Genomic DNA, 441 nt, shown 5'->3' with positions numbered 1-441 from the left:
CCAATTCGGCGATGAGGGCTTCTATCTTCGGGTCGCGCTCGTAGAGTTCGCCGCTGAGGCGGCGTTTGCGCAGCGGGGTTACGATCGCTTCGCCCGCGCCACGCGCGTCTGCCTTTTGCCCGGTGTCGAAAGCTCCCTCCAACTGGTTCATCGCGCGGCCCCGCCTCCCGTATCGCCCTTCTTGTTGAGACGCGTCTCGAGCGAGGCGATGCTGTCGAGCACCGCCTCGAAATCCGGTGGATCGCCAAAGATCATGCCCTGCATGGCCCTGTAGTCGACGCGCAGTTGCTCGATCATCGCGTCATGCGGGGCGAGTGCAAACGAGCCAGGCGCAGCGCTCGCGAGATCGAAGTCCGGTCGATTGAAGAACATCCGGGCGTGCGCGACGCAATCCGCACCGAGCGCCGGATCAGCGATGGCGGCGGCGCCGACGCGGGCCGC

At 66.2% G+C, this 441-nt stretch carries 1 protein-coding gene; it reads right to left on the bottom strand.

From position 1 onward, the window contains the following. Nucleotides 1-147: 147 nt before the first annotated feature. Nucleotides 148-441 (bottom strand): hypothetical protein (locus tag AACY08_RS29855; protein ID WP_445262075.1); only part of this gene is annotated, 294 nt, incomplete at its 5' end.

Source organism: Pseudomonas sp. EL_65y_Pfl1_R83 (assembly GCF_963970695.1).
Lineage (GTDB): Bacteria > Pseudomonadota > Gammaproteobacteria > Pseudomonadales > Pseudomonadaceae > Aquipseudomonas > Aquipseudomonas tritici.
The sequence above is the reverse complement of the archived record's forward strand: the minus strand, read 5'-3'. Positions and strand labels throughout refer to the sequence as shown.